The sequence below is a fragment of the Bradyrhizobium sp. USDA 4341 genome, assembly GCF_054063755.1.
Window position 1 is genome coordinate 5,540,867 of the sequence record NZ_JBSSGO010000002.1, and the last position, 24,855, is coordinate 5,565,721.

A 24,855-nucleotide genomic window follows, 5' to 3' on the forward strand; every position below is an offset into this window, starting at 1 on the left:
CCCCTGCCTTGAGGCAAGGGCGTTCAGCACAGAGAGGCCGGTTCCGTCGCGGCTGCGACCTGATTACACCGGCTTCGGATCGAGCGTGATCGCCCACAGCTCGGCGTCGACGCGGTCGCGCAGGCTCACCGTCATCTGCCCGCTCTTGCCGTCGATCTTGACGTGGCCGAAGAACTGCATGCCGGCCGACGGCGGCAGGTTCTGGTTGGCTTCGCCCGGCGCCTTGATGAACTTCACCTCGGGACCAAACGTGTTGTCGAGCTCGTTCGGACCGAATGTGCCGGCATGCAGCGGGCCGGAGACGAATTCCCAGAACGGATCGAATTCCTGGAACTGGGCCTTGTTCGGGTTGTAGTAATGCGCAGCCGCATAGTGCACGTCCGCGGTCAGCCACACCGTGTTGGCGATGCCGGCCGTCTTGATGAAGCGCAGGATGTCGGCGATCTCGAGTTCGCGGCCGCGTGCCGGGCCGTCGCCTTGCGCGAAGGCTTCCGAGCCCTTCTTGTTGGCGGCATCGTCATAGACGATCAGCGACAGCGGCATATCGGAGGCGATCACCTTCCAGGTGGCGCGCGAGTTGAGCAGCGCGCGCTTCAGCCAGGCCATCTGATCCGGCCCGATGAAATAGGCATCGGGACCGTAGGTCTCCTGCAGGTTCGGACCGTTGGGGCCGCGATAGCTGCGCTCGTCGAGCATGAACACGTCGAGATGCGGACCGTAGCTCAGCGTGCGATAGACGCGGCCGGGCTCGACGATGCTCTCGCGCATCGGATACATCTCGTGGAAGGCTTTTGCCGCTCGCGCCGCGAGCACGTTGATGTCGCGCTCCTTGTAGGCGGCCGGCAGCTGCTTCGACAGCGACCAGTTGTTGGTCACCTCGTGGTCGTCCCACTGCACGAAGATCGGCACCTCGGCATTGAAGGCGCGCAGATTGGTGTCGAGGAAATTGTATTTGTGCGCGGCGCGGTATTCGTCGAGCGTCTCCGCGACCTTGGCCTTCTCCGGGATCGTGATGTTCTTCCAGATCTTGCCGTCGGGCTGCTTCTGCTCGGCGGTGATGACGCCGTCGGCATAGATGGTGTCGCCGGAATGCAGGAAGAAATCCGGGGCGTGCTTCTTCATCGCGGCGAAGGTGATCATGCCGCCGTCGTCGGGATTGATGCCCCAGCCCTGGCCGGCAACGTCGCCGCCCCACACGAAGGAGACGTCGCGGCGATCGCTCGGCGCGGTGCGGAAGCGGCCGACCACGGGCTCGCCGACAACGTCGATATGGGCGAGGTCGCGGAAGCGGACGCGGTAGAAGATGTCCTGGCCGGAGGGCAGGTTCTCCAGCAGCATCTTGGCGGTGAAGTCGCTCTCGGGCAGCGCCGTGATCGGCGGCAGCACACGGGCGTTCTTGAACGAGTCTGACGTCGCGACCTCGACCATCATCTGCGAGGGACGGTCCGCACGCGCCCACACCACGCCGCCGTCGACGCCGACATCGCCGGACTGCACGCCATGGGTGATCACAGGGCGGTCGGCCGCGCGCGACAGATAGGGCATCGCGATCACGCCGGCACCGGCCGCAGCAGCCGTGGAGAGAAAGCGTCGGCGGGTCAGTTTTCGCGAGAACCGGATCGTCATGGGGAGCCTCCTCAGGTCACAGCGACAATGCGCCGCGGGCGAGCACAGACCTAGAAAAATTCCATGACGGAGAGATTACAGGGAGGCCGCGTGAGGTGGCACGTCTGTAAGGCTCCCTCTCCCGCTTGCGGGGGAGGGTGGGGTGGGGGCTCTCTCCACGAGTCGTAGCGCGGAGAGAGCCCCCACCCGCATTGCATCTGCGATGCAATGCGGCCTCCCCCGCAAGCGGGAGAGGCGAAGGAGAGCTCGTGGAGAGATGGGAGGGTAAGCCCTACGCCGTGCCGGCCGCCCTGAACTGGCTCGCAGTCCGCTGCAAGTTCTGCGGCATGCTGAGCAGCAGCGCCTTGCGGTCGGCCACCGCGTTGTGGAACTGCTCGAGCGCGATGTTGAACGCGGTCAGCGTGCCTTCCTCGATGGCGCCGTGCTCGAAACAGTCGAGCGTGTGGCGCAGGATGTCGTCGGCTTCCGCCTGCAGCTGGTCGAGCTCGTCGGTCGAATCGCTCTGCCGCGCGGCCTTCAGCATCTCCAGCAGGCGCTCGCGCTGCGAGGTGTTGGTGTTGCGCTCGTCCTGCTTGAGATAGCCGGCGAACCATGCACCGGCCGAGCCCATCGCCGAGAACGCCATCAGGCTCCACCAGATGTAATCGCTGTAGCGGTCGAGGAAGGTCTTCTCTTCGCCGTCGACGAAGGCGGCCGCGCCCGGATGCACCGGAATGGTGGCGTCCTTGTCGGTGTCGGGCGTCTCGATCTTGGCGGCGAGCGGGAAATCGTTCTTGAGCGACTGCCGGATCGCAAACAATTGCCGGGTGAATGCCGCGACCGTCGCGTCCGACAGGCCCTTTCGCGCGACGATATGGTGCGAGAAGCTGATCGTCTTCACCTCATCGTCGGGCCGGTCGGCCGAGCCGAGCGAGCCGGCGGGGATTTCCGCGGCCTCATAGGCCGGATGGTTCTGCGCGATGGCCTCGGACGCGTCGATCGGCAGGAAGGTGGGCTCGCCGCCGTCTTTGGTCGACGCCGTGATCGCATCGATCGTGAGCTTGCTGTTGGCCGGGCCGACGGCGAGATAGGCGTCGGCCTTCAGGTTCTTGATGGCCTCGACCGCCTCATTGGCCGGGAACTGAACGATCTCGACCTTCATCGGGTCGACGCCGTATTGCTGCAGGATCAGCTTCAGCAGATTGACGTTGGCCGGCGTACGGCCGACGACGCCGATCTTGCGGCCGCCAAGCTGCGCGATCTTGGTGATCTTTGCGGCCTTGCGGCCCTTGCCCTTGGCTGCGGGCGGCACCCACATCACCACGACATTCTTGCGCAGGACCGCGACCGCCTGTGCATTCTTCGGCACCTCGAGATCGCCGCGGATGATGGCGAGGTCGGCCTTGCCGTCGGCCAGCGTCTGCGCGCTGGCGGTGGCGCCGTCGGTCTGCACTGGGCGCAGCTTGACCTGGGTGTGTTGCTGGTTGTTGAAGGCCTGCGCCAGCGCCTGCACGACCTTGAGGTCATCGCTGCTTGCGGGGCCGACCGCGATCCGCAGCGTCACCGGACGCACCGCGAAATAATACCCGGCGATCGTCGCGCCGACGATGGCGAGCGCCCCCGCGATCAAGACGAACATCAGCCGTCGCTTTGCAGAGCGCAGCGGCTTGGGCGATATGCTGGCGGAGCCGTCTGTCATCGATCTCGCAAACAATCGTCGGGGCTCAATCTCGCAAAACTACCAACGCGCACACATTGTGCATTTGTAGCAAATTCCTGGAGCCACAGATGTTACATCTCCGTCATGGTTACCAGCGGCGATAGGACGCTATTTCGGCCTTATTTTCGGCATGGATCCCACCCCGGAGGCCGGTTGTTAGGCTAAGGTCGGCGTCAAACGGGAGGGTTGCCATGGTCGAAAGGCTGTCAGCGGAAGCAAGGAAGGCCGCGCTTTGGGAACTGGCCGGCTGGTCGGAGCTGGCCGGACGCGAGGCGATCGCAAAGACCTTCGTGTTCAAGGACTTCAACGAGGCCTTCGGCTTCATGGCGCGCGCTGCCCTGGTCGCCGAGAAGAGCGACCATCACCCCGAATGGAAGAACGTCTACAAGACGGTCGAGGTCGTGCTGGCGACCCACGATGTCGGCGGGGTGACCAAGCGCGATATCGACCTCGCCAAGGCCATGAACGCGATCGCGAGGCAGCTCGGGGTCAACTGACCCGGCCGCGCGCAACCTTGCGCCGGTTGGCCGACGTCCCCAGATTCGGATCGTCCGCCGCCGATCCGTCGCGCGGCGCCAAAGGGAACCTGGCGATGCCATCGACCGACACCGGCGTGGGGTTCGGGCCTGCCGACCGGCTGGCGCGGGACCCGGACAGCGTGCGCCGCCGCTTCTGGATCAAGTTCAAGAAAGTGGTGGCGCGGCTGCCGTTCGCCGAGGATCTGCTGGCGGCCTATTACTGCGCCTTCGACCGGCAGACGCCGCGCCATGTCCAGGCGGCGCTGCTCGGCGCGATCGCCTATTTCATCCTGCCGTTCGATTTCATCCCGGACATGCTGCCGGTGCTCGGCTTCACCGACGATGCCGCCGTGCTCGCAACCGCGATCCGCATGGTGGCCAGCCACATCACCCCGGAGCACCGCGATGCCGCGCGCGCCGCACTGAAGCGCGGAGTGCCGGAAGAGGGAGCACCGCAGGCGTAGAGTGACTTTCGCTCTCTCTCTTCTTCCCCCCGAAAGGGGGAAGGTCGGGATGGGGGTCAGCCGCAGGCGACGCTGTATCTGCGGAGAGAGCAGATCCGCACCCGCTTTGCTCTGCGAGCAAAGCGACCTCCCCTTTTCAAGGGGAGGTTGGAGGATGCGTAGCCCGGATGAAGCGAAGCGTAATCCGGGTTTTTTCACCAATCGATCGAGCGGTCCGGGATTTCGCTGCGCTCCATCCGGGCTACGCGATCTCAGCTCAACTGCCCGGATGCAGGATCACCTTGCCCATCGCCTTGCGGCCGGCGAGCACCTTCAAGGCTTCCGCGGTCTGCGACAGCGGGAAGGTGCGGTCGACATGCGAGGAGATCTTGCCTTCCGCGGTCCACTGCACGAGCTTCTCGAGGTTCTTGCGGTTCTTCTCCGGGTTCAGCCGCGCCCATGCGCCCCAGAACACGCCGCGGATGTCGCAGCCCTTCAGCAGCGCAAGGTTGAGCGGAATCTTCGGAATGTCGCCCGCGGCAAAGCCGATCACCAGGAAGCGGCCTTCCCATGCGGTCGAGCGCAGCGCGGCCTCGGCATAGGAGCCGCCGACCGGATCGAACACGATGTCGGCGCCCTTGCCGTTCGTCAGCTTGCGCAGGCCCTCCTTAAGATCTTCCTTGGCGTAGTTCAGCGTCAGCTCGGCGCCGTGCTGCTTGGCGAATGCGAGCTTCTCGTCCGACGATGCGCAGGCAATCACCTTGAGGCCCATCAACTTGCCGAGTTCGCACGCGGCAAGGCCGGTGCCGCCGGCGGCGCCCAGCACCGCGAGCGTCTCGCCCGGCTTCGGGCTCGCGCGATCTTCCAGCGCATGCAGCGCGGTGCCGTAGATGATGATGATGCCGGCGGCGCGGTCGTAATCGAGATTGTCGGGAATCTTCACGATCGTATTCGCCGGCAGCGCGATCTTGTCGCGCGCGCCGTTGTGGCCGCATGACGCAACGACACGGTCGCCGACCTTCAGATCAGTGACGCCGGCGCCGACGCTCTCGATCACGCCGGCGACTTCGGCAGCCGGCGAGAACGGGAACGGCGGCTTGATCTGGTACTTGCCCTGGATCATCAGGATGTCGAAGAAATTCAGCGCCGCCGCCTTGATCGCGATCACGGCTTCGCCCGGACCGGCCACCGGATCGGGCACGTCAGCCAGCACGAGATCGTCGGGTTGACAGTATTGCGAGCAGAGGATGGCTTTCATGGACACACCTGAGTTTCGGACGCAGAAAGAGCTGCAAGATCTTGGACTACAAGCTTCATGCCGGATTTGCGGCGGAGCGACAATACAGTGCGGAGGGATCAAACTATGTTTGAAAACGGCCTGCTAGCGAAAAAGCGCATCCTGATCACCGGCGGCGGCTCCGGTCTTGGCGCAGCGATGGGCGCCCGCTTTGCCGAGCTCGGTGCCGAACTGATCATCTGCGGGCGGCGCGAGGGGCTGCTGGAGGAAACCGCAGGCAAATTCCGCAGCGAACTCGGTGCCAAGGTGTCGACCGCACGCTGCGATATCCGCGACGGCGCCGCGGTCGAGGCGATGATGGATCAGGTCTGGCAGGAGGCGCCGATCGACGTTCTCGTCAACAATGCTGCCGCAACCTTTATTGCGCAGAGCGAACATTTGTCATTCCGTGCCGCGGACGCGATCCTGGCGCCGACGCTGCATGGCACGATGTACTGCACGCTCGCCGCCGGCCGCCGCTGGATCGAAGGCAAGCACAAGGGCGTGGTGCTTTCGATCCTCTCGACCTCGACCATTACGGGTCGCGCCTTCACGGTGCCGTCGTCGATGGCCAAGACCGCGGTGCTGGCGATGACCAAGAGCCTTGCCGTCGAGTGGGGCCCGAAAGGCATCCGCACTGTGGCGATCGCGCCCGGCGCGTTCCCGACGCCAGGTGCCACCGGGCAGTTGCGTCCCGAAGCGCGCGGCGAGACCTGGTCGCAGCGCAATCCGCTCGGCCGCGCCGGCGAGCATTCCGAGCTTGCCAACCTCGCGGCCTTCCTGATTTCCGATCAGGCCGGCTACATCAATGGCGAGATGGTGGTGCAGGACGGCGGCGCGCATTTGCGCAGTTCCGGTGCCGAGGACCTGCTGCAATGGACCGATGCGCAGTGGGAGAGCCAGCGCGCGGCGCGCGCCAAGGGATGACCAAGGGATGACCAAGGGCTGATGCGCGACAACAAGCGCTGAGCAAGAACTGAGAATCAACGGACGCGCGTGCGGCTGTGGCCGGCGCGCGCGTTCGGGCCTAACTGCCTTTCCAAAAAAGCGTTTCCCGGTTATCCATCCGAGCCGGCGGAGGGGAATCGCCGGGCCATCTTCCAGTCACAATGATGGGGGAACCAGTTGGCCGTGCGGCAAATTCTGACATCACTGGCTGCTTGTGTCGTGTGCGGGATCGTCTCCCTCGCGCCGGCGCAGGCTGCGCCCAAGAAAGATGCGGCGAAGGAAGCGACCAAGCCGGCGCCTTCGGCCGCCGCGGCTGCCGCCGGCGGTGCGGAGCCGACGCTGATCGGCCAATTCGGCACCTGGGGCGCCTACACCGCGTCGCCCAACGGCAAGAAGGTGTGCTTTGCACTCGCCAAGCCGTCGTCGTCGAAGACCAACCCGCCGAACCGGCCGCGCGATCCGGCCTATGCCTTCATCTCGACCCGCCCGGCCGAGAAGGTCGTCAACGAAGTCTCGATCATGATCGGCTACACCGTGAAGCCGGGTTCGGAATCGACGCTCCAGGTCGGCGGCGGAACTTATGCGATGTACACCCAGGGCGACGGCCTCTGGATCAAGAATGCGGCCGAGGAGGAGCGGATGGTGGAAGCCATGCGCAAATCGGCCGATCTGACGGTAAAAGCCGTCTCGGCGAAGGGCACCGAGACGATCGACAGCTTCTCGCTGAAGGGTCTGGCGCAGGCGCTCGACCGGCTGGGGCAGGACTGCCGGCGTTAAGACCGGCTTGGAGATACAAAATCAAGGTATTTGGCGGCTTTCCAGCACCGGCTGGAAGGCCTATTTGAGGTTTCATGACCGACACCGTGACCACCAATGCCGTGTCCGGCGCCAGCGCGCTGGTCGAAAAGGTTCCGCTCGAGACCTACGTGCCGCCGGCCAAGCCGTCGCTTATCGGGTTGTCGCGCGCCGAGATCGCCGATCGCCTGGGCGAGATCGGCGTGCAGGCCGCGCAGCGCAAGATGCGCACCCAGCAGCTCTGGAACTGGATGTATTTCCGCGGCGCCAAGAGCTTTGCCGAGATGACCAACGTCTCGAAGGACATGCGCGCCGAGCTCGAGAAGTATTTTACCGTCGACCGTCCCGAGGTGGTCGCCGAGCAGATCTCCAATGACGGCACTCGCAAATGGTTGCTGCGGCTGCCGAGCGGCGACAAGGTCGAGCGGCCGCACGAGGTTGAGTGCGTCTACATTCCCGAGACCGATCGCGGCACGCTGTGCGTTTCCTCCCAGGTCGGCTGCACGCTGAACTGCTCGTTCTGCCACACCGGCACGCAGCGGCTGGTGCGCAACCTCACCGCCGGCGAGATCGTCGGCCAGGTGATGGTGGCACGCGACCGGCTCAACGACTGGGCCGATCGCGAGGACGGCACGCGGCGCGTCACCAACATCGTGATGATGGGAATGGGCGAGCCGCTCTACAATTTCGAAGCGGTGCGCGATGCGCTGCTGATCGTCGGCGACAATGAAGGCATCGGCATTTCCCGCCGCCGCATCACGCTGTCGACCTCGGGCGTGGTGCCGAACATCCAGCGCACCGGTGACGAGATCGGCGTGATGCTCGCGATCTCGCTGCATGCGGTGCGCGACGAGCTGCGCAACGAGCTGGTGCCGCTGAACCGCAAATATCCGATCAAGGAATTGCTGCAGGCCTGCCGCGATTATCCCGGCGCCTCGAACGCGCGGCGCATCACCTTCGAATATGTGATGCTCAAGGGCGTCAACGATTCGCTCGACGACGCCAAGCTGCTGGTGAAGCTGCTCAAGGGCATTCCGGCCAAGATCAACCTGATTCCGTTCAATCCGTGGCCGGGCACAGCCTACGAATGCTCGGACTGGGAGCAGATCGAAAAATTCTCCGAATACATCTTCAACGCCGGCTATTCCTCGCCGGTGCGCACGCCGCGCGGCCGCGACATCCTCGCCGCCTGCGGCCAGCTCAAGTCGGAGACCGAAAAGCTCTCGGCCCGCGAGCGCCAGGCGCTGCGCGCGATGGCGATGACGGATTGAATATTGTGAGCGACAACGCTCTCCACGTCGTCATTGCGAGGAGCGAAGCCACGAAGCAATCCATGTCTCGCCACGCTGGGACATGGATTGCTTCCGCCTTCGCCAAGGCTTCGGCGGACAAGTCGCTCTGCTCGCAATGACGGGGAGCTCGTAGCATGGCCCTGATCGGCCGCCTGTTTGTCGTCGCCTTCGGCTTCCTGATGGCCTGCTTCGTGGCCGGGATCATCGTGGTCGTCGCGGTGCTGTATCCCGAGGTCAGCGATTTCGGCGGGCAGATCGACCAGAGCGCTGTCAACGTCGTGCTCGGCTTCGGCTTCATCTTCATCTCCGGCTTTGCACTGCTGCCGGCGCTGATCGTGGTGCTGATCACCGAGGCCTTCTTCATCAGGAGCGTGTTGGCCTACGCCATCGGCGGCGGGATCGTCGGCGCGGCCTGCTATCTCGGCCTGGTTCCGTTCGATCCCGACATGATGCAGTTCCACGGCATCGTGCGCCGGCACATGGAGATCATGACCGGCGCCGGCATCGTCGCCGGCCTGGTCTACTGGCTGATCGCCGGCCGCACCGCCGGCGCCTGGCGCGAGCCGCCGCGCCCGTTGCCGTCGCCCCCGCCCTTGCCGTCGCAATCGCCGCGGCCGTGATGCTTCCCATGACCATCCGCCTCGGCTAAACCGCGCGCCATGAACCGGACTGGACTTTTTATCGCGCTGGCGCTCGCGCTCATCATCGGCATCCTGTTCGGGATCTATCCCGAGCTCGACCTGAAGCTCGCGGCCATGTTCTACGATGCCGCGCAGAAAACCTTCCCGCTGAAGCTCGACGCGCTCGCGTCGTTCGCGCGCGACGCGGCGATGTGGGTCGCCTGGGCGCTGGTGCTGCCGGCGATCGTGACCATCGTCTGGAAATTCATCCGGCCGGATCGGCCCATGCTGATGTCCGGCCGCGCCGCGGTGTTTCTGCTCACCACGATGCTGCTCTCGGCCGGCGTCCTCACCAACCTCACCTTCAAGAACTATTGGGGCCGGCCGCGGCCGGTGTTCGTGACGCAGTTCGGCGGCGATTTGCCTTTCAAGCCGTGGTGGGACCCGCGCGGCGGCTGCCCGCGCAACTGCTCGTTCTTCTCCGGCGAGGGCGCCACCGCGTTCTGGACCTATGCGCCGGCGGCGCTGACACCGCCCGCCTGGCGGCCGCTGGCCTTTGCCGGGGCGACTGTGTTCGGCATCGTCACCAGCGGGCTTCGCATGGCCTTTGGCGGGCACTTCTTCACCGATGTGGCGATCGCCGGTCTGGTGTCGTTCTTCACTGTCTGGCTGTTCTATGCGCTGATCTATCGCTGGGCCGCGACCCGGCTGACCGATGCCCAGGTCGATGCCACGCTGACGCGGCTGGCAATGCCGGGCTACCGGCTGATGCAGCGCTGGCGCCGGGGCGGCGGCCGGGCGGAGCCGAGCCAGCCGGAAGCCTGATTAAAGGCGTGCCCAGGCTCCGGAAATTTGATATTCGCCCACCGTATCATCCTGACTTCGACCGATTGGACCGTCCCATGAGCACGATTCTGAAAAGCCTGCCCACCGGCGAGAAAGTCGGCATCGCGTTCTCCGGCGGGCTCGACACGTCAGCGGCGCTGCTCTGGATGAAGCTGAAGGGCGCCAAGGTCTTTGCCTACACCGCCAATCTCGGCCAGCCCGACGAGGCCGACTACGACGCGATCCCGCGCAAGGCGATGGATTTCGGCGCCGAGAAGGCCCGCCTGGTCGATTGCCGCACCCAGCTGGTCCATGAGGGCATCGCCGCGATCCAGTCCGGCGCGTTCCACATCTCGACCGGCGGCATCACCTATTTCAACACCACGCCGCTCGGACGCGCGGTGACCGGCACGATGCTGGTCGCGGCGATGCAGGAGGACGGAGTCAACATCTGGGGCGACGGCTCGACCTACAAGGGCAACGACATCGAGCGCTTCTACCGCTACGGCCTGCTGACCAATCCGAGCCTGCGCATCTACAAGCCGTGGCTCGACCAGCAGTTCATCGACGAGCTCGGCGGCCGCGCCGAAATGTCGGCGTTCATGACCGCGCAGGGCTTTGCCTACAAGATGAGCGCGGAGAAGGCCTATTCGACCGACAGCAATTTGCTCGGCGCCACCCATGAGGCCAAGGATCTCGAGAGCCTTGCGAGCGGCATCACCATCGTCAATCCGATCATGGGCGTGCCGTTCTGGCGTGCCGATTGCGACGTCAAGGCTGAGAAGGTCGTGGTGCGCTTCGAGGAAGGCCAGCCGGTCGCGCTGAACGGCAAGACGTTCGCCGATCCGGTCGCGCTGTTCCTCCAAGCCAATGCGATCGGCGGCCGCCATGGCCTCGGCATGAGCGACCAGATCGAGAACCGCATCATCGAGGCCAAGAGCCGCGGCATCTACGAGGCGCCCGGCATGGCGCTGCTGCACATCGCCTATGAGCGTCTGGTCACCGGCATCCACAACGAGGATACCATCGAGCAGTACCGCATCAGCGGCATGCGGCTCGGCCGCTTGCTGTATCAGGGCCGCTGGTTCGACTCGCAGGCCCTGATGCTGCGCGAGACCGCGCAGCGCTGGGTGGCGCGCGCCGTCACCGGCGAGGTGACGCTCGAGCTGCGCCGCGGCAACGACTACTCGATCCTGAACACCGAGAGCCCGAACCTGACCTATGCGCCGGAGCGGCTCAGCATGGAGAAGGTCGAGGACGCCGCCTTCTCGCCGGCCGACCGCATCGGCCAGCTGACGATGCGCAACTTGGACATATCAGACACCCGCGCCAAGCTCGGCCTGTACAACAAGACCGGCCTGCTCTCGAGCGGCGAAGGCTCGCAGATCTTCCGGCTCGAGAACGACAAGGATTGAGGCGGTGGCACTTAATTTCCTATCATGCCGCCCACAATGCTTGCGGTAGGCAAGGCGACTCTTATTCGCGGGGGTCTCGCGAGGGCGAACGCTTGGTCTAAGATTGCTGATCCGGTCTCCCTTATAAAGAGCGATAGGACTCAGACGTTCGCGCCGTCGGTTTCGTCTCAACGCGCTCCAAACTTATAACCAGCCCAAGAAGCAGCTTGGGTTGTGGTGATAGACGTCTCTCGTATATGGTGTGTTCTGCCTAATTTTGGGTTGATTCATCATATGTCGGACATTGGACTATTACTGTGTGGCGAGCCTGCTTCAGCAGGGATTGCGAAGTCTGCATTGGACCAACTCTCTCTTTCAATTGATTCGTTTGCGAGTAGAGCCATAAGAGTTCTAAGTACGGATATTCGCGATCAATCTTTGTAACCTTCTGGACAGCATCCCCTCAAAACGACTCACGTTTGAGATGATTGATCAGTGGATTGGAGGCCTTCCTGAGCCAGCCGAGTTTCATATCTCTGGGCAGGCGTTTCACAGCATACAGTTGCCTGCACTTCCGGTTGAGCACGGCCTTGCAATTTTAGACAAGCCTGTCTCTGTTCTGCGCAAATCGCCTGCTTATCCTTACGGACTCACGCACAATCTGATCGAACGGTTGACCGCAGCCGGCATCACGACGATCGGCCAACTTGCGACTACCGAGGATCAGGCCCTAGATCAAATAGAATACGTTGGCGATGCAACTATTGAGCGCATTAGAGGAGCGGTCTACCAGGCCATTTGGATGTAGCTCGCTCCAAGTGCAGCTACGACCGTCAATTCCTCGTCGATGTGGTTAGTGCTTCAGCCTGAGCGCATCGAGCAGCGAACGAAACGCGCGCGCGTAATCGATGCCGGTCTTGCCGATGTCGGGGCCCGCGGAGACCGCGACCGCCGCCTCCGTCACCGCGCCGAGCAGCAGCCGCGCGAGGGGCTCGACCGGCTGCTTGGCGATCACGCCGGCATCCATCGCCGCCGTCAGCGCGCGCGGAAACTTGCCGCCGAAATGCTTGGCGTCGATCTCGCGCCAGCGTTCCCAGCCGAGCACGGCCGGACCATCGCGCAGAATGATCTGGCCGGTCGGGCCTTTTGAGCACGCCGCGAAATAGCCCAGTGTTCCGGCCGCCATCGCCGCGAGCGGATCGTTCTCGGCGCGCGAGATGCGGTCGAGGTCGGCGACGAGATCCATCGAGACCTGGTCGAACACCGCCTCGAACACCGCCTCCTTGGTCGCGAAGTGATGATAGACCGCGCCCTTGGCGACGCGCGCCCCGGCAGCGATGTCGTCCATCGTCGCCGCCGCAAAGCCGCGCTCGCCAAAAATGCGCCGCGCAGCCTTGACGATGGCGGCTCTGGTCTTCTCGCGCCGTTCGGCCTGGGTTGCCATAGCGAATGTCTAGCCCAGGTTCCGGATCGGCGCCAGTTGACTTACCGACTATCAGTCGATAAATACCGACCGTAAGTCGGTAAATGGAGATTGCCCGATGCCCTCGCTCAAGACGTTGCAAGCCTTCGCCGACACGGTCGAATCCAACGATCATGTCGGCGCAATCAGGAACTTCTATTCGGTCGATGCCCGCACCCAGGAAAACGACGGCGAATGGCGCGTCGGCCGCGAGGCGCTGGCGGCGCGCGAAGCGGCGGTGCTGGCGGCAGTCTCCGGCGTGAAGACCACGCGGCTCGGACCGCTGCTGCTCGACGGCGATCATTCGGCGATCTGCTGGCGGTTCGAATTCACCGGCAAGGACGGCAAGGTCCGCAGCATGGAGGAGGTCGCCTGGCAGACCTGGCGCGGCGAGGAGCTGGTCGAGGAGCGCTTCTTCTACGATCCGCAGCAGATGGCGCGCTGACACTCGAGCATGATCCGGAAAAGTGCGTAGCGGTTTTCCGAAAAGATCATGCTCAAAACAAAGAAAGCGGGATGACGGTCCGAAGGAGCGTCATGGCGCTCTTAGCGCCCGCCCTTGCGGCAAAACGTCCCGGCGCCGCCTCATTGCGGCGTCATCCGCCGCCACTAGCCTCCGCCCCGGCGCGCATGATGCGCAAGGGGCGGAGCATCGATCATGATCAAGTCATTGGCCGGCGTGGCCGTCACGCTGGCGCTGTCGGCAGCGCCGGCGCTCGCGCAGACCATCTATCCGATCGATCGCGCCGAGATACTTGTCGGCGCCAAATTCGACTTCAAGGTCGAACTGCCCGGCCTGGCCGACCAAGCCCGGCTGAAGGTGACGCTGAACGGCGCGGACTATGCCGCGGTGTTCGGTCAGAGCGGCACGTTTACCGCGCGCGAGGCCGGCAAGGATCAGTCGGCGTTGTTGTTGCGCGACGTCTCGCTCGCCAGGCCCGGTACGGTTGCCGTCGAAGTCAACGACGGTACGCAGAGCCGCACGGTAACCTGGACCGTCTATGACACCGGGCCGCGCAAGGCGAAGAACGTGATCCTGTTCATCGGCGACGGGATGTCGCCGGCGCATCGCGTCGCCGCGCGGATCCTCTCCAAGGGAATCGCCGAAGGCAAGAGCCGCGGCAAGCTCGCCATCGACGACATGCCGCATATGGCGCTGGTGGCGACCGCAGGCTCGGATTCGATCATCACCGACTCGGCGAATGCCGCGAGCGCCTACGCCGCCGGCCACAAGGCCGCGGTCAATGCGCTCGGCGTCTATGCCGATCGTACGCCCGATCCGCTCGACGACCCCAGGGTCGAGACGATCGCGAGTCTTGCCAAGCGCCGGGCCGGGCTCGCGGTCGGCATCGTCACCAACACCGAAATCGAGGACGCGACGCCCGCTGCGATGATTGCACATACCCGCCGGCGCGCCGCCTATGATGCGATCGTCGCGCAATATTTCGATGCGAAGCCCGACGTGCTGATGGGCGGGGGATCCGCGAACTTCCTGCCGCAATCGGCCGCGGAATCGAAACGCAAGGACGACATCGACTATCTCGCGCGCTTCCGCGCCGCCGGCTATCCGGTCGCGACCACTGCAGGCGAGTTGAACGCGCTCGCCGCCAGGCCGGAGACGCGGCAATTGCTTGGCCTGTTCGCGACCGGCAACATGGACGGCGCGCTGGACCGCAGGTTCCTCAAGGGGGGCGGCGTCAAGAAATTTCCCGAGCAGCCCGACCTGACCGAGCAGGTTCAGGCTGCGCTCACGGTTCTGTCGAAGCACGATGCCGGCTTCTTCCTGATGGTCGAGTCCGGCCTGATCGACAAATACGCCCATCTGCTCGACATGGAGCGTGCGGTCTACGACACCATCATGCTCGACAACGCGGTGCGGCTGGCAAAGGACTGGGCCAAAGCGCGCAACGACGACACGCTGATCCTCGTCGTGGCCGACCACAACCATCCGAACAGCCTGGTCGGCACCATCAATGACGACATGGCCGCGACACCCAACGTGCCGCTGCGCGAGCGCGTCGGCGTCTACGAGAAGGCCGGCTTCCCGAATTACCCGGCGCCCGATGCCGGGGGCTATCCGTCACGCGTCGATGTCAGCCGGCGGCTCGCGATCTTCTCGGCCAGCCTGCCGGACCATTACGAGACGTTCCGCCCGAAGCTCGACGATCCGAACGAGCCGACCGTGAAGGGGGATCAGCCCGACACGTTCAAGGCCAACGACAAATACAAGGACGTTCCCGGCGTCGTGCTGCGCTTCGGAAATCTGCCGGCGATGATCGGCGCCAGCGTGCATTCCGGCGAGGACGTCATCCTCACCGCGACCGGGCCGGGCAGCGAGCGCGTGCACGGATCGATGGACAACACCGAGGTGTTTCGCGTGATGGTCGACGCGCTGGGGCTCGGGGCGGGGAAATAGGAAACGATGAGGCTCGCCGAGCGGCATACTCGCTGCACCTCTCCCACTCGCTGGGGCAAGACGCGCGAAGCTCGCTGTTGGAGGATTGGTGTAAGCGGCGACGCTTCTCCAACCTCCCCTTGAAAAGGGGAGGTCGCTTTGGTCGCGAGAGCAAAGCGGGTGGGGATCGGCTCTCTCCGCAGACACCGTCACCTGCGACTGACCCCATCTCGACCTTCCCCCTTTCAGGGGGAAGGAGAAGAAACAAAAATGGCCGGGATCGCTCCCGGCCATTTTCGTATCGTGATGTCGCGCCGGCTCAGCGCGGTGGCGCGGCAGAGGCGGTGCCGCCGTTGAGCAGCGGGGTGATGCGGCGGACGGTGACGCGCCGGTTGATGCGGCTCGGTCCGTCGGTCTGCTCCTTCAGGTATTGCGAGCCGTAACCCTGCGAGGTCAGGTTCTCGGCCGGCACGCCGAATTGCTGCGTCAGCAGCTCGGCGGCGGACTGCGCACGGCGGTCGGACAGCGACAGATTGTCGGTGTCGTTGCCGGTCGCATCCGTGTGGCCTTCGATCAGGAACACCTCGCGCGGATTGCGCTGGATGGCCCGGTTGAGGCCGTCGGCGATCGCCTGCAGCTTCGCCGCCTGATCCGGCGGGATCTGCCAGGACCCTGAGTCGAAGTTGATGCTGTTGACGTCGATCGACGGCATCAGCATGCGGACGTTCGGGCTGTAGCGGATTTCGTCGAGCGAATAGCGTCGCGCGATCCGATCCACTGGCGGTGCCTCCATGGTGTCGTAGATCACGTCCGGCGCCGCGCTGTCGGACTCGACGATGTAGCGATCATAGGGGATGCGGACCACCGGCGGAGGCAGGTCGACATAGAAGCCGCCGACCGCGCCCGGATCGCGATAGCTGTTGTCGATGATGACGAGCTCGCGGCCACCGGGATCCCTGCGGATCCGGCGCAGCATCTGGCCATCAGGACCGACCACGGTGATGATCTCGCTGCCGTCGGGACGAACCACGATGGTGCGGGTCTCGCCGCCGATCGTCTCGGTGCGAATGTCGCGCGCGCCGTAGCGGAAGCGATAGACGTCGTCGCCGCGCACATAGGCCTGACCGCCCGGATCGCGGATGATGATGCGGTCCGGCTCGGTGTAGATGGTGCGGCCGCCTTCGACGACCTCCTGCCGCTGGTTGTGCAGGTCGGCGATGGTCCCGCCGATGATCGCACCGGCCACCACGCCGACGCCAACAGCGGCGCCGATCGCGAGCGGCGAGACGTTGTCATGCCGCGGAGCCGGCGGAAGCGGCGCGGCGACGGTCGGCGCGGTCCGGAAGGCCGAGGAAACCGTCGGTGGGGCATATTGCGCGTTGCCGGGCGGGGGCGTTGCGGCCGCCGAGCCGGGCACGACACCCGGCGCCGAGGGGCCGGCCGGACGCGTGGGGGCGCCCATTGCCGCTCCTTGGCCTTGGGCCGGCGGCACTGCGGGCGCAGCACCAGCGGCCGGCGGAGTGCCCGGGCGTCCCGGCTGACCCGGAGCCGGTGTCGCGCCGGGGGCGCCCATTGCGGCGCCTGGGGTCGCCGGTGCTCCGGGCGGTGTGGCGGGACGTCCCTGTTGACCCGGCGCCGGTGGTGTCGGCGTCGCGCCGGGCGGCGTGGCGGCGGGTGGGGTGCCGGGCGTGCCAGGCTTTGCGGGCGGCTGGCCGCCTGCTGCGGGAGGCGTTGTCGTTGTCGATGGCGTAGGCGTTGCCGGCGACGTCGCGCCGGGCGGCGTGCCCGGCGGTTGCTTGGCGCCGCCAGGACGTTCGCCACCCGGACGATCACCCGGCCGGCGCTCGGCCGGCGCCGGTGTTGCAGCTCCCGGAGCCGCCGGTACGGCCGGCGTCGGCGTCGCAGCCGGCGTGCCCGGGCGCGCTGCCGGCGCGGCAGTCGGTGCTGCGGGAGTGGCCGCCGGTGCTGGGGTCGGCGGCGTATGCGCGGGTCCTGCGCCGGGCGGCGGCGTGCCCGGCCGCTGCGGTGCTGCCGCCGGCGGCGGTGGGGTCGGCGTGGGATGTGCGGGCGCTGCCGCCGGCGGTGGCGGGGTCGGCTTCGCGGGTGCAGCCGCGGGCGGCTCCGGCCGTGCAGGTGCTGGCGATGGTGCCGGCTTCGCGGCGGGTGGCTCGGGCCGCACAGGTGCGGCTGCCGGCGGAGGCGGAGCTGGCCGCGCGGCGGGCGGTTCGGGCCGTGCGGGAGCGGCCGGCGGAGCAGGGTGTGCGGGCGCGGCCGCGGGCGGCGGAGGCGGAGTGGGGCGCGCGGGCGCGGCTGCCGGCGGAGCCGGTGGCGTCGGATGCGGCGGAGCAGCGGCCGGTGGCGGAGGTGGCGGTGTCGGACGCGCAGGCGCTGCGGCCGGCGGAGGAGCCGGATGCGGCGCGGCTGCCGGAGGTGGCGCCTGCGGATGCGGTGCGGCGGCGGGCGGTGCAGCTGCGGGCGGTGCCGGATGCGCAGGTGCGCCCGGCGCGGGCCGTGGCTTCGGCTTTCCGTCAGGTCCGAGCTCTTCCTTTGGCTGCGCCTGTGCGACGACCAGCGGCGAAGTTTGTGCGTGCGACGCTGAGGTGGCGAATTGCATCACCGTCAGCGCAGTCGTGGCAAGCAGCACGAGACGAAGCTTTGTCATAATCTTGGAGTCCCCGGCGGAAAGTCTGGGCAGGAAGGAAAGGAAGTCAGAGCCGAACAATTCGGCAGGACGATGAATTGCCAGCCGTTAGGCCGGATTGTGGCGAGCGCCGAATCATCGGCGAAGTTTATTTCGACATTATAACGGGTTGCGTGTGCGCTTGTTCACTGCGCGTTCAGAAGAAACGCTCGGACACACTCTCAATCGATCTGGAACCTGGGTGCGATGGCGAATCACGGGACGGCGGGGCGATCTGTCGCAGGCGGTGGGCCGGTTGGTCCGGGCGGTCCGCGCACCGGTGATTCGGCGGGCGTCTTGCCCGGCAGTTCGTCCGGTCGCGGCGGCTCGCCGGGTTCGCGCACCGGCGCTGGCACCTCCGGCTGCGGATTGCCGGGCGGAATCCCCGGCGGCGGTTCGCTCGGCGTGCCCGGCGTCGCCGGCGGAATCTCGGGGGGCTCGATCGGCATTAGATCAAGACCGTGAAGCTGATGCCGATGCAAGGTCCGTCGATGTCAGGTCGCGTCGCGCGCATTGATTGCTCCATCGCAGTTCGAAGCGATAACGGATCGCGCGCCGCGCCGTTCCTTGAAGCACCTCATCCGGGCGTGTGGCAGACCGCCTCGATGTTGTGGCCGTCGGGATCGAGCACGAACGCGCCGTAATAGTTCGGGTGATAATGCGCGCGAATGCCGGGCGCGCCGTTGTCGCGTCCGCCGGCTGCCATCGCGGCCTTGTAGAAGGCGTCGACAGTGGCGCGGTCCTTGGCTGTGATCGCGATATGCACCGGCTTGTTCATCGCGCCTTCGCCGCCGATCCAGAAATCCGGCTTGCCGTTGGCGCCGAAGCCCGCCGCAGGCGCGTGCCCGGTCACTTCCGCGGGCACTTCCATAATCAGGCCGTAACCGAGCGGCGCCAGCGCCGTCTGGTAGAACGCCTTCGCTCGCTCGTAGTCCGAGACCGAAAAGCCGATATGGTCGATCATTGCGAGGCTCCCTGTGTGTGCGACACTACATCCTCAGACTCGTTGCACCTCTCCCGCTTGCGGGGGGAGGTCGGATTGCATCGAAGATGCAATCCGGGTGGGGGCTCTTTCCACAATACGACTCGTGGATACACCCCACCCCGGCCCTCCCCCGCAAGCGGGAGAGGGAGCAGATCTCTGACGCGGGTACACCTCAACCGCGCACAAGCAGCGTGTTGCTCCGCGTCCGGCCCTGCTCGACGTAACCGCGCGCGTGCATGTCCGCAATGCAATCGTCGGTCCATTCGTCCTTTGACAGATGCTCGATCACGACCGCGCGCGGCCACAGCTGCTCCGGCGCGTCGCGGAAGAAGCCGGTGAGCACGCGGTCCTCGAACCCCTCGACGTCGATCTTCAGCGCATCGACGCTGGTCGCGCCGGCCTCTTCGAGGATGCGTAGCAGCCGCAGCGACGGCACCTTGAACGCCTTGCCCGTCGGCGTGCCGGTGACGATGTGGCTGGCGCCGAGATTGTCGCCGTCGGTCTCGATCATCAGCTCGCCATCGGCCGGACCTGCGGCGGCTGCAACCAGGCGCACCTGTGGAAAGCCGGAGGCCTGTGTGTTGAATTTGAGCCGCGCATGCGTCATCGGATGCGGCTCGATCGCGATCACCTTGCCATTGGGCCCGACATCGCGCGCCAGCGCCAGCGCATAGGTGCCGACATTGGCGCCGACATCGACGAAGGTGCCGCCGGTGCCGACATGCGCCCGCAGGAAGGCGAGCTCTTCCAGATTGTAATCGGGATTGAACAGCGCGCCGCGCTCGGTCGCGCTCGCCTGATGATAGAAGCGGAACGATGCGCCCTGATAGGTCGCATCAAGCGGTCCCGAACCGAACAGATTGACCAGTCGCGACAGCCAGGGCCGGAACGCGCCGCGCTTCAATCCGCTGCCATGCGCAAGCCGGATGATGGCGGCCTGCGCCGCATTGGGCGCCAGGGCGCCGAACGGCGGCGGCGAAATGTCGTTGCTGGGTATCACGCATGGCCTCATCAAAAGCGCGGCATGCATAGCCGGTTTCGACGGGAGCGCCAACGCCCGTTATGCCGCCTTGGCTGCGGCTCGCCGTTGCCGCAGGAAGCGTCCGAGCAGCCTTCGCTGGCCCTTGCGCGGGATCAGGTCGACGTCGCTGACCAGCCTGGCGCCGCCCTTGCGGCGCTCCAGCACGATCTTGCGGCTATGGAATGCTTCGAGTTCGACGCGATGGGCGACGCTGACGATGGTCGCCTTCGGCAATTCCGTCGTCACCATCTCCATCATCTTGTCCTGGCTCTTTTCGTCGAGCGCGGAAGTCGCCTCGTCGAGCACGACGATGTCGGGGCTGTGCAGCAGCAGGCGGGCAAAGGCGAGCCGCTGCTTTTCGCCGCCGGACAGCGTCTGGTCCCACGGCGCGTCCTCCTCGATCTTCTCCTTGAGATGGTCGAGGCCGACCTTGTGCAAGGCGTCGCCGATCTGCTCGAGGCTCCAGTCCTCCGCCGCGCCGGGATAGGCCGCCGCGCGCCGCAGCGTGCCCGAGGGTACGTAGGGCTTTTGCGGGAGCATGAACAGGCGACGGTCCGCATGCAGGCTGACACTGCCTCCGCCCCAGGGCCACAAGCCGGCAATGGCACGGACCAGCGTGCTCTTGCCGGTCCCGGATTCGCCGGCGACCAGCAACCGTTCCCCCGGCTCGATCACGACCTCGGTTTCGCCGACCACGGCGGTACCGTCGTCGAGCGTAACGGAGAGGTCGTTGAGGCTCAGCATGGCCTCGCCCGCGGTCTCGCCGCGCTTGATGCGGCCGAAGCCGTCGCCGGTCTCGGCGCGTTCAAGCCCGTCGAGCGACATCATCAGCGACGCGATGCGGCGCGCGCATGCGTTCCAGTCGGCGAGCCGCGGATAATTGTCGACCAGCCAGCCGAATGCGGTCTGCACGATGGTGAAGGCGGAGGCCGCCTGCATCACCTGGCCGAGCGTCATGCTGCCCTCGAGGAATTTTGGTGCGCACAGCAGCAAGGGCACCACCGGCGCAATGAGATTCGATCCCTGCGACACCAGCGTCGTGCGCATGTGCTGTCCGGCGAGCCGCGCCCATTGCCGCAGCACGTTCGAGAATGTCTTGTCGATGCCGTCGCGTTCCTCGGCCTCGCCGCCGAGCAGTGCGATGCTTTCGCCGTTCTCGCGCACGCGGGTCAGCACATAGCGGAATTCCGCCTCGGCCTGGTTCTTGTCCTCGGAAATCTGAACGAAGCGGCGCCCGATCGCCATGATCGAGCCGGACGCGATCGCGGCATAGACGATCGCGGCGATGACCAGGAAGCCCGGGATGCTGACGGAGGAGCCGCCGAGCGTCAGCGTCAGCGCGCCGCCGATCGTCCAGAGCACGACAATGAACGTGACGGCAGACAGCAGCGCCGACGTCACGCCGGCGATGAAGTCGACCGGCGAGTCGGTTGCGATCCGCAGATCCTCGGCGATGCGGTATTCCGGATTCTTGTGATCGCCGTCGACGAGATTGAGCTGGTAGTAGCGGCCGTTCGCCAGCCAGCGCGAGACGACGGCATTGGTCAGCCAGGCGCGCCAGCGCCGCTGGATGCTCATGCGGCCGAACACCTGGGCGACGCCCAGCAGCACGCTGCCGATCGCGAGCGGAAAGAAGATGGCGGTCAGGTGAAAGACACTGACCGAATCCCGCTTTTCGATCGCATCGAAGATCGCGCGATTCCAGACATTGATGCCGTACTGGACGGCGACATTGGCGACGATCAGCAGCAGCAGCCCGATCGTGAACAGCCACGCCAGCCGGTCGCCGTTGCGTCCCCAATATCCCCGTGCACTGATCCAGAATCGCGTCAGCAAATAGTCCTTGCGCGCCTGTTCGGCTTCCTCGGGCGACAGTTCGGGTTCGGGCTCGAGGATTTCCGGCGGCGGCGGTTCGACATGGTCGCCGTCTTCGGCAATGATCTCGACGAATTCCGATTTGTCGTTGGCTTCCCCCCGTGCGGCGTCGCTGTCCTCGGGACCGCCGCGCGCCGCGCTCGCTTTCCGAGGCGAGTTGGCCTTCGCCGGCGCGGGCCTGTTCGACGATCCGGATTTTGCCTCGGCTTTGCCCATCGCGCGACAACGCGAGGGAAATCAGAAGGTTCCGTTGCGGTGCGACAGAATGACCTGGCGGGCAACTCAGCAAAAGCCTGTCAATCACCTCGTGCGAAAATATTTCGGTTTATCGGAATGAAACTCAGTGTATCATTCGCCCGTCTCACCCGATCGAGGGGCGCTTCGCGGTCGTCACTAGCGTGGGTCGAGATGCGGAGGACGCCGATGTCACGACCGACGAGCGTGACCTCTGCCAAGCGAGAGGGCGACACGAACAGCAAAGCTCGGGCAATTCACGTCGCGAGAACGCGGACCTTTGACTCACAGAATGCGCATCTTCGGTGTCGTCCCGGGCAAGCGCAGCGCGACCCGGGATCCATAACCACGAATGGTCGTCATCAGGCGTCGCTGGAGCCACAGCGTGCTCAACAACCCAATTCTGTGGTTATGGGTCCCTGCTTTCGCAGGAACGACATCGCGTTTGAGGCGCGTCAACGCAATCACCTCACGACGCCGGCGCCTGGTCCCGCTTCAGCCGGCGCGAGCGGGTGGCCTTGTGCAGCACGCGCGCCAGCTGCTCGGCCGAATACGGCTTCTGCAACAGCTCGAAGCCGCCGCTGCCCTGCTGCGACAGCACCTGGCTGTAGCCGGAAGCAAGCACGATCGGCAGATCGAGCCGCTGCCGGCGGATCTCCTCCGCAAGCTCGATGCCGCTCATGCCGGGCATCACGACATCGGTGAACACCAGGTCGAACCTGCCGGGGTCGACGGCCAGCTCCTCAAGCGCGTGGGTGGCGTTCTCGACCAGGACGCAGGTGCAGCCGAGCTGGGTCAGGGTGTCGGCGGCGAACTTTCCGACCTCGGCGTTGTCCTCGACGATGAGGACCGACGCGCTGGTCTGATCGATCGAAGGCGCATCCTCCGTGAGCGGCGATTGTGCGTTGTGTCTGCCGACGACACGCGGGAGATACAGCGTGAACGTCGAGCCCTTGCCGACTTCGCTGGTCACGGTGACCTCGCCGCCGGATTGCTTGGCGAAGCCGAACACCTGCGACAGGCCAAGGCCGGTGCCGTGACCGACCTCCTTGGTGGTGTAGAACGGCTCGAAGATGCGGCCGAACAGCTCCTGCGGAATTCCGACGCCGGTATCGGCCACCGACACCGCGATATGGCCGTGCGGGCTCGGCGGCGTGACCGCCTCGGACGGCAAATTCTTCACGGCGCGGACCGCGATCGTGAGCCGGCCGACGCCGTCCATCGCGTCGCGCGCATTCACCGCCATATTGATGATGGCGGTCTCGAACTGGCCAGCATCGGCGTTGACGAGGCAAGTCTCGTCCGGCACCTGCGCTGTGATCTCGATGCGCGAGCCGATCAGGGTGGTGATCATCTCGCTCAGGGTGCGGACATTCTGGCAGACGTCGAACACCTCGGGCTTCAGCGTTTGCCGGCGCGCGAATGCGAGCAGCTGGTTGGTCAGCTTGGCGGCACGGTTCACGGTGTTGGAGATCGCATCGATGTAGCGCTGCCGCCGCGCCTCCGGCAGGTCCGGCCGCCGCAACATGTCGACCGACGCGCGGATCACGGTGAGCAGATTGTTGAAGTCATGCGCGACGCCGCCGGTGAGTTGCCCGAGCGCCTCCAGCCGCTGGCCATGCCGCAACGCGTCCTCGGCCTCGATGCGCCGGTCGGCCTCCTCCTGCAGGCGCTCGGTTCGCCGGAAGGCGAGCGCGAGCAGGCCGAACAGCAGCGCGGTGGCCGGTATGCCGAAGATCAGGTGCTGCGCCATGGTCGAGATCCAGCGCGCCTGGATCGCCGAGGTTTCGAGCCCGGCGCTGACATAGATCGGGTATTCGGCCAGCCGCTGATAGCGCATGCGCCGTTCGATGCCGTCGGCCGGGGAACGGATCGTCATGCCGCCGGTCTCGGGATTGGCGACGACCTGTCGCCCCAGCGGCCCGCTCGGCTCAAACCTGGCGTCGTGGTCGATGACAGGGAAATGCGCCAGTATCGAGCCATCGGTCCGGATCAGCGCCAGGAAGCTGCCGGGCTCGCGGCCGATCTTGGCGTAGAAATTCTCGAAATATTCCGGAAGCACGGAGGCCTGGATCACGCCGCCAAAGCTGCCGTCCTCGTTGTTGCGGCGGCGGCCGACGCTGAAGAACCGCGCACCCTGATAGGGTGGCCGCGGCGTCAGCACCTCGCCGATATAGGTGCCGATGTCGCGCTCGGCGTGGATGCGGAAGTAATCCCGATCCGAGAAATCGATGGCGGGGGCCGGTTGCACCAGGCTGTTGACCAGCGCATGGCCGTTGGCATCGAACACCCAGATCGATTTCACCTGGGGGAGCGTGTCGGCGACCCGGCGCAGCCGCTCGTGCAGGCTCTTCTCGCGCGCGGCGATATCGGCATCGCTCATGCCACGGACGACCTCAGTGATCTCGCCCAGGCTGCGGTCGATGGTCTCGAACACCTTGAGCGCGTGCTCATGGGCGACGTCAAGCGTGCGCTGGATTTCCTGGTCGGCGGCCTCGCTGGTCGATATCCGGGACATCGCGGAAGCAAACAAGAACAGCGCCAGCGGAAGGGCCAGCGAAGCGGCCATCATCCATTGCAGCAGTCTCAGCGAATTGCGGTGTGCGGTCGGCACGTGCGCTCCGGCTCCTTGCGGACCTTAACGCAAACCGTCGCGCTGGAGGAAGCGAAACCCCGCTCGGGATGGCCGTGCGGAAGCGCATCCGCCGTCCGTAGGCAGCGAAAGGGTGCCCAGAGCGATCGGCCGGCAGCCGGTCCGCGCTCGGGC

At 65.7% G+C, this 24,855-nt stretch carries 22 protein-coding genes; 12 read left to right on the forward strand and 10 right to left on the reverse strand.

Features of this window, described 5'->3' with window-relative positions:
* Positions 1-63 precede the first annotated feature (63 nt).
* Both ACVIGB_RS32375 and ACVIGB_RS32380 read right to left on the reverse strand, forming a co-directional pair.
* The gene (locus ACVIGB_RS32375; RefSeq protein WP_456719616.1) at positions 64-1,626 is read right to left on the reverse strand and encodes an alkaline phosphatase D family protein; all 1,563 of its coding nucleotides are present in this window, start codon (positions 1,624-1,626) and stop codon (positions 64-66) included.
* 271 nt (positions 1,627-1,897) lie between these two features.
* Positions 1,898-3,304, reverse strand: a complete 1,407-nt coding sequence (locus tag ACVIGB_RS32380; RefSeq protein WP_456719615.1) for a TAXI family TRAP transporter solute-binding subunit — start codon at positions 3,302-3,304, stop codon at positions 1,898-1,900.
* A 212-nt stretch (positions 3,305-3,516) separates the two neighbouring features.
* On the opposite strand from ACVIGB_RS32380, the gene ACVIGB_RS32385 reads away from it, so the two are divergent.
* A complete protein-coding gene (locus tag ACVIGB_RS32385) occupies positions 3,517-3,822 on the forward strand; it encodes a 4a-hydroxytetrahydrobiopterin dehydratase (RefSeq protein ID WP_229185893.1) in 306 nt (101 codons plus the stop codon).
* 95 nt (positions 3,823-3,917) lie between these two features.
* Positions 3,918-4,307 (forward strand): YkvA family protein, encoded by a 390-nt coding sequence (locus ACVIGB_RS32390; protein ID WP_456719614.1) that lies wholly within the window; start codon positions 3,918-3,920, stop codon positions 4,305-4,307.
* 256 nt (positions 4,308-4,563) lie between these two features.
* On the opposite strand, the gene ACVIGB_RS32395 is transcribed toward ACVIGB_RS32390, so the two are convergent.
* A complete protein-coding gene (locus tag ACVIGB_RS32395) occupies positions 4,564-5,544 on the reverse strand; it encodes an NADPH:quinone oxidoreductase family protein (protein ID WP_092121325.1) in 981 nt (326 codons plus the stop codon).
* Positions 5,545-5,649: 105 nt separating this feature from the next.
* On the opposite strand from ACVIGB_RS32395, the gene ACVIGB_RS32400 reads away from it, so the two are divergent.
* The 7 genes from ACVIGB_RS32400 to ACVIGB_RS32430 all read left to right on the forward strand — a co-directional run bounded on the left by ACVIGB_RS32400 (position 5,650) and on the right by ACVIGB_RS32430 (position 12,244).
* Positions 5,650-6,489 (forward strand): SDR family oxidoreductase, encoded by an 840-nt coding sequence (locus tag ACVIGB_RS32400; RefSeq protein ID WP_456719613.1) that lies wholly within the window; start codon positions 5,650-5,652, stop codon positions 6,487-6,489.
* A gap of 240 nt (positions 6,490-6,729) precedes the next feature.
* Positions 6,730-7,287 carry an invasion associated locus B family protein gene (locus ACVIGB_RS32405; protein ID WP_456725030.1) on the forward strand — a complete coding sequence of 186 codons (558 nt, stop codon included), beginning with the start codon at positions 6,730-6,732 and terminating at the stop codon, positions 7,285-7,287.
* Positions 7,288-7,361: 74 nt separating this feature from the next.
* Positions 7,362-8,576, forward strand: coding sequence for a 23S rRNA (adenine(2503)-C(2))-methyltransferase RlmN (gene rlmN, locus ACVIGB_RS32410; protein ID WP_456719612.1), 1,215 nt, complete (start codon positions 7,362-7,364; stop codon positions 8,574-8,576).
* Positions 8,577-8,731: 155 nt separating this feature from the next.
* The gene (locus tag ACVIGB_RS32415) at positions 8,732-9,217 is read left to right on the forward strand and encodes a hypothetical protein (protein ID WP_456719611.1); all 486 of its coding nucleotides are present in this window, start codon (positions 8,732-8,734) and stop codon (positions 9,215-9,217) included.
* A 39-nt stretch (positions 9,218-9,256) separates the two neighbouring features.
* Complete coding sequence (locus tag ACVIGB_RS32420) at positions 9,257-10,042, forward strand: phosphatase PAP2 family protein (protein ID WP_456719610.1); 786 nt, start codon at positions 9,257-9,259, stop codon at positions 10,040-10,042.
* A 77-nt stretch (positions 10,043-10,119) separates the two neighbouring features.
* Positions 10,120-11,457, forward strand: a complete 1,338-nt coding sequence (gene argG, locus ACVIGB_RS32425) for an argininosuccinate synthase (protein ID WP_456719609.1) — start codon at positions 10,120-10,122, stop codon at positions 11,455-11,457.
* Between the two features lie 463 nt (positions 11,458-11,920).
* Positions 11,921-12,244, forward strand: a complete 324-nt coding sequence (locus ACVIGB_RS32430) for a hypothetical protein (RefSeq protein ID WP_456719608.1) — start codon at positions 11,921-11,923, stop codon at positions 12,242-12,244.
* Between the two features lie 45 nt (positions 12,245-12,289).
* Here ACVIGB_RS32430 and ACVIGB_RS32435 read toward each other — a convergent pair whose 3' ends face one another.
* The gene (locus ACVIGB_RS32435; RefSeq protein ID WP_456719607.1) at positions 12,290-12,880 is read right to left on the reverse strand and encodes a TetR/AcrR family transcriptional regulator; all 591 of its coding nucleotides are present in this window, start codon (positions 12,878-12,880) and stop codon (positions 12,290-12,292) included.
* Positions 12,881-12,977: 97 nt separating this feature from the next.
* Between ACVIGB_RS32435 and ACVIGB_RS32440 the strand changes: the two genes are divergently transcribed.
* Together ACVIGB_RS32440 and ACVIGB_RS32445 are read left to right on the forward strand one after the other, a co-directional pair.
* Positions 12,978-13,343, forward strand: a complete 366-nt coding sequence (locus tag ACVIGB_RS32440; RefSeq protein WP_456719606.1) for a nuclear transport factor 2 family protein — start codon at positions 12,978-12,980, stop codon at positions 13,341-13,343.
* Between the two features lie 213 nt (positions 13,344-13,556).
* Positions 13,557-15,314, forward strand: coding sequence for an alkaline phosphatase (locus tag ACVIGB_RS32445; protein WP_456719605.1), 1,758 nt, complete (start codon positions 13,557-13,559; stop codon positions 15,312-15,314).
* 298 nt (positions 15,315-15,612) lie between these two features.
* Here ACVIGB_RS32445 and ACVIGB_RS32450 read toward each other — a convergent pair whose 3' ends face one another.
* Positions 15,613-16,755 (reverse strand): OmpA family protein, encoded by a 1,143-nt coding sequence (locus tag ACVIGB_RS32450; RefSeq protein WP_456719604.1) that lies wholly within the window; start codon positions 16,753-16,755, stop codon positions 15,613-15,615.
* A gap of 398 nt (positions 16,756-17,153) precedes the next feature.
* Here ACVIGB_RS32450 and ACVIGB_RS32455 point away from each other — a divergent pair, with 398 nt between their 5' ends.
* Positions 17,154-17,957, forward strand: a complete 804-nt coding sequence (locus ACVIGB_RS32455; RefSeq protein ID WP_456719603.1) for a hypothetical protein — start codon at positions 17,154-17,156, stop codon at positions 17,955-17,957.
* Between the two features lie 231 nt (positions 17,958-18,188).
* Here ACVIGB_RS32455 and ACVIGB_RS32460 read toward each other — a convergent pair whose 3' ends face one another.
* From ACVIGB_RS32460 to ACVIGB_RS32480, 5 genes are all read right to left on the reverse strand, one after another.
* Positions 18,189-18,422: a hypothetical protein gene (locus ACVIGB_RS32460; protein ID WP_456725029.1), complete on the reverse strand. Its 234-nt coding sequence runs from the start codon at positions 18,420-18,422 to the stop codon at positions 18,189-18,191.
* A gap of 128 nt (positions 18,423-18,550) precedes the next feature.
* Entirely contained in the window at positions 18,551-18,937 is a 387-nt protein-coding gene (locus tag ACVIGB_RS32465) for a VOC family protein (protein WP_092121360.1), read from the reverse strand.
* 193 nt (positions 18,938-19,130) lie between these two features.
* Positions 19,131-19,988 (reverse strand): FkbM family methyltransferase, encoded by an 858-nt coding sequence (locus ACVIGB_RS32470; RefSeq protein WP_456719602.1) that lies wholly within the window; start codon positions 19,986-19,988, stop codon positions 19,131-19,133.
* A 30-nt stretch (positions 19,989-20,018) separates the two neighbouring features.
* Positions 20,019-22,070 (reverse strand): ABC transporter ATP-binding protein/permease, encoded by a 2,052-nt coding sequence (locus ACVIGB_RS32475; RefSeq protein ID WP_456719601.1) that lies wholly within the window; start codon positions 22,068-22,070, stop codon positions 20,019-20,021.
* A 487-nt stretch (positions 22,071-22,557) separates the two neighbouring features.
* Positions 22,558-24,702 (reverse strand): ATP-binding protein, encoded by a 2,145-nt coding sequence (locus ACVIGB_RS32480; RefSeq protein ID WP_456719600.1) that lies wholly within the window; start codon positions 24,700-24,702, stop codon positions 22,558-22,560.
* Between the last annotated feature and the right edge of the window lie 153 nt (positions 24,703-24,855).

Excerpts from the sequence above, each read along its gene's own strand:
- ACVIGB_RS32460 (WP_456725029.1), bottom strand. The coding sequence starts at position 18,422 with ATGCCGATCGAGCCCCCCGAGATTCCGCCGGCGACGCCGGGCACGCCG.
- ACVIGB_RS32420 (WP_456719610.1), top strand. The coding sequence starts at position 9,257 with ATGAACCGGACTGGACTTTTTATCGCGCTGGCGCTCGCGCTCATCATC.
- ACVIGB_RS32440 (WP_456719606.1), top strand. The coding sequence starts at position 12,978 with ATGCCCTCGCTCAAGACGTTGCAAGCCTTCGCCGACACGGTCGAATCC.
- ACVIGB_RS32380 (WP_456719615.1), bottom strand. The coding sequence starts at position 3,304 with ATGACAGACGGCTCCGCCAGCATATCGCCCAAGCCGCTGCGCTCTGCA.
- rlmN (WP_456719612.1), top strand. The coding sequence starts at position 7,362 with ATGACCGACACCGTGACCACCAATGCCGTGTCCGGCGCCAGCGCGCTG.
- ACVIGB_RS32390 (WP_456719614.1), top strand. The coding sequence starts at position 3,918 with ATGCCATCGACCGACACCGGCGTGGGGTTCGGGCCTGCCGACCGGCTG.
- ACVIGB_RS32395 (WP_092121325.1), bottom strand. The coding sequence starts at position 5,544 with ATGAAAGCCATCCTCTGCTCGCAATACTGTCAACCCGACGATCTCGTG.
- ACVIGB_RS32435 (WP_456719607.1), bottom strand. The coding sequence starts at position 12,880 with ATGGCAACCCAGGCCGAACGGCGCGAGAAGACCAGAGCCGCCATCGTC.
- ACVIGB_RS32465 (WP_092121360.1), bottom strand. The coding sequence starts at position 18,937 with ATGATCGACCATATCGGCTTTTCGGTCTCGGACTACGAGCGAGCGAAG.
- ACVIGB_RS32385 (WP_229185893.1), top strand. The coding sequence starts at position 3,517 with ATGGTCGAAAGGCTGTCAGCGGAAGCAAGGAAGGCCGCGCTTTGGGAA.
- ACVIGB_RS32375 (WP_456719616.1), bottom strand. The coding sequence starts at position 1,626 with ATGACGATCCGGTTCTCGCGAAAACTGACCCGCCGACGCTTTCTCTCC.
- ACVIGB_RS32415 (WP_456719611.1), top strand. The coding sequence starts at position 8,732 with ATGGCCCTGATCGGCCGCCTGTTTGTCGTCGCCTTCGGCTTCCTGATG.
- argG (WP_456719609.1), top strand. The coding sequence starts at position 10,120 with ATGAGCACGATTCTGAAAAGCCTGCCCACCGGCGAGAAAGTCGGCATC.
- ACVIGB_RS32450 (WP_456719604.1), bottom strand. The coding sequence starts at position 16,755 with ATGGGCGCCCCCACGCGTCCGGCCGGCCCCTCGGCGCCGGGTGTCGTG.
- ACVIGB_RS32400 (WP_456719613.1), top strand. The coding sequence starts at position 5,650 with ATGTTTGAAAACGGCCTGCTAGCGAAAAAGCGCATCCTGATCACCGGC.
- ACVIGB_RS32445 (WP_456719605.1), top strand. The coding sequence starts at position 13,557 with ATGATCAAGTCATTGGCCGGCGTGGCCGTCACGCTGGCGCTGTCGGCA.
- ACVIGB_RS32470 (WP_456719602.1), bottom strand. The coding sequence starts at position 19,988 with ATGCATGCCGCGCTTTTGATGAGGCCATGCGTGATACCCAGCAACGAC.
- ACVIGB_RS32430 (WP_456719608.1), top strand. The coding sequence starts at position 11,921 with ATGATTGATCAGTGGATTGGAGGCCTTCCTGAGCCAGCCGAGTTTCAT.
- ACVIGB_RS32475 (WP_456719601.1), bottom strand. The coding sequence starts at position 22,070 with ATGGGCAAAGCCGAGGCAAAATCCGGATCGTCGAACAGGCCCGCGCCG.